Source organism: Candidatus Zixiibacteriota bacterium, assembly GCA_020853795.1.
Lineage (GTDB): Bacteria > Zixibacteria > MSB-5A5 > CAIYYT01 > CAIYYT01 > JADJGC01.
In genome coordinates this window covers 23709-31926 of the sequence record JADYYF010000049.1, presented here as the reverse complement: position 1 = coordinate 31926, position 8218 = coordinate 23709, and the positions used below count along the sequence as shown (strand labels likewise).

The 8218-nt window shown below is 57.5% G+C and carries 9 protein-coding genes; all 9 read right to left on the bottom strand.

The genetic code is table 11. From position 1 onward, the window contains the following. Window positions 1-260: 260 nt before the first annotated feature. Window positions 261-1160, bottom strand: coding sequence for a TonB family protein (locus IT585_03695; GenBank protein ID MCC6962333.1), 900 nt, complete (start codon window positions 1158-1160; stop codon window positions 261-263). Between the two features lie 43 nt (window positions 1161-1203). After that, on the bottom strand, window positions 1204-2091 hold the full coding sequence (locus IT585_03690; protein MCC6962332.1) for a TonB family protein: 888 nt from the start codon (window positions 2089-2091) through the stop codon (window positions 1204-1206). A 75-nt stretch (window positions 2092-2166) separates the two neighbouring features. Then, on the bottom strand, window positions 2167-2901 hold the full coding sequence (locus IT585_03685) for an energy transducer TonB (GenBank protein MCC6962331.1): 735 nt from the start codon (window positions 2899-2901) through the stop codon (window positions 2167-2169). A gap of 323 nt (window positions 2902-3224) precedes the next feature. Then, window positions 3225-4181: a KpsF/GutQ family sugar-phosphate isomerase gene (locus IT585_03680; GenBank protein MCC6962330.1), complete on the bottom strand. Its 957-nt coding sequence runs from the start codon at window positions 4179-4181 to the stop codon at window positions 3225-3227. Then, window positions 4165-4716, bottom strand: coding sequence for an HAD hydrolase family protein (locus IT585_03675; GenBank protein ID MCC6962329.1), 552 nt, complete (start codon window positions 4714-4716; stop codon window positions 4165-4167). Before IT585_03675 ends, IT585_03680 begins: the two co-directional genes overlap by 17 nt. Further along, window positions 4691-5503: a 3-deoxy-8-phosphooctulonate synthase gene (kdsA, locus tag IT585_03670; GenBank protein ID MCC6962328.1), complete on the bottom strand. Its 813-nt coding sequence runs from the start codon at window positions 5501-5503 to the stop codon at window positions 4691-4693. Before kdsA ends, IT585_03675 begins: the two co-directional genes overlap by 26 nt. Continuing rightward, window positions 5500-7197 carry a CTP synthase gene (locus IT585_03665; GenBank protein MCC6962327.1) on the bottom strand — a complete coding sequence of 566 codons (1698 nt, stop codon included), beginning with the start codon at window positions 7195-7197 and terminating at the stop codon, window positions 5500-5502. The genes kdsA and IT585_03665 overlap by 4 nt, the downstream gene beginning before the upstream one ends. Next, window positions 7194-7931 carry a 3-deoxy-manno-octulosonate cytidylyltransferase gene (kdsB, locus tag IT585_03660; GenBank protein MCC6962326.1) on the bottom strand — a complete coding sequence of 246 codons (738 nt, stop codon included), beginning with the start codon at window positions 7929-7931 and terminating at the stop codon, window positions 7194-7196. Before kdsB ends, IT585_03665 begins: the two co-directional genes overlap by 4 nt. Next, window positions 7928-8215: an Asp-tRNA(Asn)/Glu-tRNA(Gln) amidotransferase subunit GatC gene (gene gatC, locus IT585_03655; protein MCC6962325.1), complete on the bottom strand. Its 288-nt coding sequence runs from the start codon at window positions 8213-8215 to the stop codon at window positions 7928-7930. The genes kdsB and gatC overlap by 4 nt, the downstream gene beginning before the upstream one ends. Window positions 8216-8218: the final 3 nt, after the last annotated feature.

The following is an 8218-nucleotide window of genomic DNA, read 5'->3' as shown; positions in this document are numbered from 1 at the left end:
TGGTTGCCATCGCCGGCCAGCAGAGTGATTTCGCTGTCATTGCCCTCTCCTCCTCTCACTTTAGTCTAACAGCGTCCCGCTACTATTAGTTTCGAACGCGAGGGCGAAAACTTAAGTCAACCATGCCGGTCTCGGTTCCGGCCGGGCGTCTTTCGAGGCGCTGTTGGACTATCGTTTACATTATAAGATACGTTGCCCATCATGTGCGTCAAGGGTAAATTTCATCTACCGGCATGGCTGTCTTGTCGCTGAAATCACCGTCAATGACGATAACTGACTTTATAACTCACGTACAGCGGAATGGGCTTGCCGCCCTTCATCGCCGGCGTCCACTTTACCTCTAAGGCAGCGGCCAGCGTCGACCGGTTGAATGCATATTCCTTATCGTCGGGCCTCATGATGGAAGCCCGCTTGACCTTGCCGTCGACGTCCAGCAGCGCTTTCACCCATATGTCAGCCTCGATTCCGGCATGTTCGGCCCATCTTGGGTAAACGGGATCAACGTCTCTGACCTTATTGGGCAGAATGAGAGAGTCCGATGGACCCGCCACCGAATCTTCATTCTCCAGCAACTTCCGATTCTTGAGGTGTGGCCACCGCTCCAAGAACTGCCCCATCGAGTCGGTCCCCACCCAGTAGTCCCATTTGCCGATCTGGTAAATCGGCTCGCCGTCGAGTTCCCGTACCAACCGAAAGTCAACCTTGTAGTCCATCCAGACAGCCACTCGCTTACCGTCTTTCTCTCCCGGCTTCCACTTACAGCGTCGAACCAAATCCAGCGCAGACTCCTCGAATCCCATCCGCGTTCCCGAATCGCGCAGAATCCGGGCGTAACGCAGCTTTCCCCGATGGTCAACCAATACACGGAGAATGACGTCGCCGCTCGTGAGCATCCATCGGGCTTTCTCAGGGTAGGATGGCTTGAAGTAGGAACTGCGTTCGGGAAGTCGATCCGTGGAATCCAACTCGGTATATTCGATGGCTTTGATCTCTGCGTGCTTCGCGTCGTGCCAGAACCACTTGCCGAAATCCAAGGTGTCAAGTTCGGCCTCCGTCCAGACCCGCGCAGTGTCGGTTTGGGCGACGGCAGTGATTAGAATACCGAGCGCCAGCACCAGTAATGTTGCGGCTACTACCATCCTGAGGATTTGGCTAATCATGACTTTTCTCCCTGCCACGGTAGCGGCTCTGCAAACATGCAACCTATTGCAGGCGAAAATTCACAGGATACGAGACCCAGCCCATGACCGGGGTGCCGTTGGCGACTGCCGGTTTCCACCGTCCAGATAGGGCGGATCGCAAGGCGGCCTCTTCGAATCCACAGTTGCATCCGGATTCAGCGAGAACGAAGGCTTCCCGAACGACCCCGGATTGGTCAACGAGTATCTTAATCCAGACCGTTCCCTGCTGCCCTGCCTTGCGCGCATCCTCTGGATATCGGGGCAGTACGTCTTTGATTTTGACCGGTGGTGTCGATACGGCGACAAAGGCGAACGGGTCGATGCTCGACTCCTCTTCGCCTTCAGTCGCTGCACTAAGAGAATCCGCCTGCTGTGCCGGCACCATCGTGTACTTGTCCTCGACCCGCGCCCAGTGCCACTTGCCGAGGGGCCGAAGCTGGACATCGTTCTCGGTGCGCTCGCGATAGAAATTGACGTCGTAGACAACCCAGGCAGGAATCCGTTTGCCGTCGCGAGTGGCGGGCGCCCATGAGGTCTTGCACGCGGCAGCGATCGCCGATTCCTCAAAGCCGAGACGCGTGTCGGAGTCCTCGAACACCATGACCTTGCGAACCTTGCCTTTCTCATCAATCAAGACTTTGAGCTTGACAGTGCCCTCGCCGAGTGCCGCGCTTGCTTCCTTAGGGAATTCGGGGTTCTTCTTGAGTAGGCGTTTAGGCGGCTTGATCTCGCCGCCCTGAATCGTATCGGGCGCATACGTGTACTTTGGGTCGCTCCAGATCCAGGCGTGATCCGTTAGCGCCGTCAGCTCAGCCTCAGTCCAGGTCTTCGACGATAAGGTCGAAACCGCGGCTGCCAGTATGATGATGACTAACCCGAGTGCAGTGCCGATCTGATTGCGATTGTACATAAGTGTCCGTCCCTTAGAGTCGACCAAAGGATACTCGTTTGAGTCCTGGCTGTCAAATGCATTTGCAGCCCGCACCTATTTCAATCTGAACCTCACTTCGTAGGTCACCCACAGTGCGACAGGTTGCTTATTCTGCAGCGCCGGCCGCCACTTCGACTGCCATGCCGCTGCAACCGCGGCTTCTTCAAAGCCGGCATTGGCGCCGGACTCCTGAATGATGATCACGTCACGGACACTGCCGTCCTTGCCGATCAACAACTTCAGCCACACCCGGCCTTCAATGCCCGCCTTGCGCGCGATCTCGGGATATGTCGGCGGCGGCGCGGAGAGCTGCTGCGGCATCTCCTCCACCGCGATGAAACTGTCGGGCGAAGGAATACAGTCGTCAAGATCGGGCAACACCTGCAGAACCTGGCCAGCCAAGGCGCTGTCACCGATAATCCCGATCGAATTGATGACGGCCAGACTCTCCTGGCTGACGACGACATAGTCAACCACAACCGAGTCGTCAGGGGCGGCTTCCGGCAACGTGAAGCGAATCTCGTCAGGCTGACCCTGAACCACGATTGCCCTCGTCTGGTCAGGGTCGATCGGTGGCGGTGGCGGCAGGAACTTGATTACGATCGAGTCAGGCAGCGTTGGGCTTCCGCCAAGGTCACTGCCGGTGTCAGCAAGAAGCGTAACGGCACCGATCGTAACCGCGATAGTGGCAATCAAGGTGACATCTGCCAGCAGCATGTTGCGTTGGTAGCGACGTTTCAACTCCTGCGCGGAGCTGAGTTTGACGAGTGATGCATTTAAGGTTTGCATTGCGGGTCCTCCCTTCAGCTTGAAGCGCCGTAAATGGCGTAATCCTCACGTAACCTGTGCTATGAGCAATACCGGTCAGGGGAGAGGATATTCCCGAGAGACTGGTATTCGGCGGCGAAATTCAGACGGTCAGAGATCGAGGCACCGCAACTGTCAGCAGTGCTCAGCCAGACCTGAGACCTTTTTCGCTGTTGCATCAGGTCTTGACGCCCGGCGCGAAATTGTGACCTACCGCTACTGATTTCTAATCTGAAGTCGGATTTGAAGACCAACCCGGCGCGGCGAGTACTCACCGGGCACGCTTTGACCGAATGTGTCTGAGCTCAGACGACCTTGCTCTTGAGGATGTCGTGGATATGAACGATGCCGACGGGGCGGCGGTGATCGTCGACAACGACCAGTGCCGTGATTTTGTGGTCTTCCATGATCTTGAGGCCGCGTTCGGCAAGTTCATCGGGGCCGATCAGTTTGGGCTGCGGTGACATCACATCGGCCGCGGTCTTCTGCAGGAAATTGTCATTGCGATTGACGAGCCGCCGCAGATCGCCGTCCGTGAAGATGCCAAGAAGTTTTCGCTCGTCGTCGATGATCAAAGCCGTGCCGAGCCGTTTGTTAGTGATCAGTACCAACATATCCTTGACGAGCATCTTGTAGTTGGCCAAGGGCAGGTCGTCGCCGGAGTGCATCAGGTCGCGGATACGCAAGGTCAGGCGGCGTCCGAGCGTGCCGCCGGGATGGAGAAGCTTGAAGTCATCCGCCGTAAAGCCGCGCTGCTCCTGCACGACGAGCGCCAGCGCATCGCCGAGCGCGATCGCGGCGGTAGAGGAGGAGGTCGGAGCAAGATTGTGCATACAGGCTTCAGCCGTTACTGAGGCATCGAGCGCGATGTCGCTTCGCTTGGCCAGAGGCGACTGCAGGTTGCCGGTAATCGAAATCAAGGTCAGACCGAGCCGCTCGATCACGGGATAAAAGCTTTCGAGCTCATCGAGATTGCCCGACTTGGAGACAGCGATGACCAAGTCATCCTTCTGCAGCAACCCGAGATCGCCGTGAAGACCCTCCGCGGGGTGCAGATAGATCGCCGGTGTTCCGGTGGAATTGAAAGTTGCGACGATCTTGCGCCCGACAATGCCCGACTTGCCCATGCCGGTGACGATGACTTTACCGGTACAATTGAGGACCGCGTCGACGGCACGCTCGAACGAGGTGTCGAGCCTGTCAACCAGTTGGCGTACCGACTCAGCCTCGTGCAACAGAACTTCCTTAGCCCGTTTTAGCATTGTTGATCCCGTCCTTATATATCTGGACCAAGTCCAGCCCCTTCGCCTGCAATATGAAGGCGATCACTTCCCGGCAGGCGCCCTTGCCGCCGTTGCGACTGGTCTGGTAGTGGCAATGCTCGAGCAGTTCCGGCTCGGTGTCGGCGACGCAAACCGCGAGGCCGACCTGCTCCATCGCCACCAGATCCGGAATGTCGTTGCCGACATAACCGATCTGGTTCAAGCGCAATCCATACTTCGCCGCTAGTTCCTGGAGCGCACTCACTTTGTCCCATGCCGTGACGACATCCCCAACTCCAAGCTCACGGCAGCGTCGCTCGGTGACCTCCGAGCCGCGAGCAGTAATCACCGCGTACTGCAGAATTCGGCCGCTGGTGGCCTTGATGGCAAAGCCATCGGCTGCGGAAAAGGCCTTGGCTTCCTGGTTGTCCTTGAGGAAAATCATGCGGTTGTCGGTCATGACACCGTCGACGTCGAAAACAAGCATCTCGATCGCGGCCGGATTGATATCAAGCTTGCGCGCCAATTTCCGCAAGGCGTTTTACCTCCTCAAGATACGATTCCACCTGCGCCAGCGGCAGCTGGGTGGCAGCATCCGATTTGGCCTGTGCCGGATCGGGATGCGTTTCGAAGAACAGCCCGTCAATGCCGACCGCGATGGCCGCCCGTGTCAGCGGTCGGACGAATTCACGCGATCCGCCAGAAGCCCCGCCATAACCACCCGGCTGCTGCACCGAATGGGTCGCGTCGAAGACTACCGCATGGCCGGTTTCTTTCATCCGCACCAGCGAGCGGAAATCGACAATCAAGTCGCGGTAGCCGAAAGTGGTGCCGCGCTCCGTTAACATGATGTTTCGATTGCCGGTGTCAACCGCCTTTTGCGCCAAATGCACCATATCTTCGGCGGCAAGAAATTGCCCCTTCTTGATGTTGATCGCACGGCCGGTGCGGGCGGCGGCGACAATCAGTTCCGTTTGACGGCAGAGAAAGGCGGGAATCTGCAATACATCACACACTTGGGCGACGGTCTGGATTTCACCGGTCTCGTGAATATCGGTCAGTAGGGGGACGGCAAAGTTGTGCTTGACCTTCTCGAGAATACGCAAGGCGGCTATATCGCCGATGCCGGTGAAGGATGTCCCGGAGAGCCGGTTGGCTTTGCGGTAAGAGGCTTTGAAAATCAGCGGCAGATGCAGGCGCTGCGTGACTTCCCGCAGCCGCTCTGCCGTCTGGAGCGTGATCTTTTCCGACTCGACCACGCACGGCCCCGCGATGATGAAGAGCTGACCGCCGCCGAATTTCTCCGTACCGATGGTGATCATGAATGCAAGTCGTAATCTTCGCGCGGTTCCGCGGTTAGAGCCGGCTCCGGTTCGATTTCCAGGTCGAGTGCCGGCTGCTGCGGATTCTCGTGATACAATTTGGCCGCACGGACGAATTCGCGGAAGAGCGGATGAGCGTTGCCAAGCCTGCTCTTCAGTTCGGGATGGAACTGCACACCGACAAACCAGCGGTGCGAAGGAATTTCGACGATTTCAACTAACTTGCCATCGGGTGACAGCCCGGACAGGCGCATACCCTTCGAGGTCAGCAGCTCGCGGTAGGGATTATGGAACTCGTAGCGATGGCGGTGGCGCTCAGAGATCTGCCGCTCGCCGTAGGCCTCGTAGGATTTGCTGTTTTCATCGAGGATGCACGGAAACGCGCCGAGCCGCATGGTGCCGCCCATTTCGGTAACATCACGCTGATCGGCCATCAGATGGATCACCGGATGCTTCAGGTCGCGGTAGAATTCATAGCTGTGCGCGTCGGCCAAGCCAGCGACGTTGCGGGCAAACTCGATTACGGCACACTGCATGCCGAGGCAGATGCCGAAGAAGGGAACATTGCGCTCGCGGACGTAGCGGATTGCCTCAATCTTGCCTTCAACACCGCGCTCGCCAAAACCGCCGGGGATCAGCAAACCGTCGATCCCCTGCAAGTAGTGCTGGGCGCCGTTGGTTTTGATATCCTCCGAGGAAACCCAGACCAGATCGACCTTGACGTTGTTTTCCGCCCCGGCGTGCACGAACGCTTCGATGATCGATTTATAGGCGTCCTTCAGATGCACGTACTTGCCGCAGATGCCGATGCGCACGTGTTCGTCCGGACGCTTGATCTTGGATACGATCGCCTCCCACTCGCTCAAGTCCGGGTCGGGGGCGTCGAGGCCAAGGTAGTCGACAATGAAATCATCCAGCCCTTGCTGGTGGTATAGAAGTGGGACTTCGTAGATCGTATCGACGTCGATCGACTCGATGACGTTTTTGGCCGGGATGCTGCAGAAGAGACCGATCTTCTCGCGAATTGACTCGGACAGCGGCCGGCTGGTGCGGCAGAGCAGCACCTGCGGCTGAATTCCGATCTCGCGCAGATCGCGCACCGAGTGCTGCGTCGGCTTCGTCTTGATTTCACCCGCCGTCTCCACCCACGGCACCAGGGTCAGGTGAATAAATAGGGTATTGCCGGGACCTTCTTCGAGGCCGATCTGGCGGGCGGCCTCCAGAAACGGCAACGACTCAATATCGCCAACCGTGCCCCCAAATTCGGTAATGATGACGTCATACGTCTCGTCGCGGCGCGCCAGTTTGCGGATACGCGCCTTAATCTCGTTGGTGATATGCGGAATCACCTGGACCGTCGCGCCGAGGTAATCGCCCTTGCGCTCGCGGTTGATCACGGCCTGATAGACCTGGCCGGCAGTGACGTTGTTGTCACGGGAGAGGGACTTGCCGGTGAAGCGTTCATAGTGACCCAGGTCGAGATCGGTTTCGGCGCCGTCGTCGAGAACAAACACTTCGCCGTGTTGGAACGGGTTCATTGTGCCGGGATCGACGTTGATGTACGGATCCATTTTTTGCAGGTTGACCTTGAGACCCCGTTTTTGCAGCAGCACTCCGATCGAGGCGGAGGCGATGCCTTTGCCCAGCGAAGAGACAACTCCGCCGGTCACAAAGATGTATTTGGCGCCGTTCACCTGACTGTTCCTCCCTCATCCCTGAGCAATTGATTAGCTATCTTCAAGTCCTCCGGTGAATTCACCGAAAGCAAAGTTTTGTCGATTATGGCAACACCGATCGGAAAGCCGGATTCCAGAACGCGCAGTTGTTCGAGCGATTCGGCTTGCTCGCGCGGGGTCGGAGGCAGTTGCGCGTACTTGAGCAGGAATTCCTTTCGGTATACGTAAATGCCGGCGTGACCGTAGCTGCGAATTTCCTTGCCCTTTAGATTTATCGGCTGGCGTGAAAAATCTCTCGCGCGTCCAGCAACATCAACCGCAACCTTGACCAGATTACGATCCTTGTGGTCGACCAGTCCACCCGTGAGCGGGAAAGCTACCGTAGCCATTGGCAAGGTCGGATCGGCCTCCAAGAGGCGTACAGCGGCATCGATTTGCTCCGATTCGATCATCACTTCATCACCTTGCACATTGACTATAATATCACAGTCGATATTCGCGATTGCGGCGGCACATCTTTCCGAGCCGTTCCGGAACGGCTTCTCCGAGTAAAACACATGGCCGCCATCGGCTTGAATCAGTCGCCCGATCTGGTGGTCGTCGGTTGCCACCAGTAGCCGGTCAAAACGCCGGTACCTGCGCGCGCGGCGGTAGACGTAAAGCACCATTTCCGTACCGGCGACCTTCACTAAGGCCTTGCCGGGCAGTCGCTTAGAGCCCAATCGCGCCGGAATCACGCCGACGATTCTCAATTGTCAACAACTCGCGGTACTTTGAAGTAATTGCCTTCGCGCTCCGGGGCGTTCTTAAGCGCCTCTTCTGTCGGCAACGATGGTTGCACTTCATCTTCGCGCAAGACGTTGCCTGACGGCGTAACCGGCGAATCGGCTTCGACCTGCGAAGTATCAACTTCTTCGAGCAATCTGACATACTCCAGCATTTCGGCAATGTCCTTCTGGAAGCGCGGGATTTCCGCTTCATCCAGCCGCAGACGAGCCAATGCAGCCAATTTCAGCAGTTCTTCGCGGGTAATCATGTC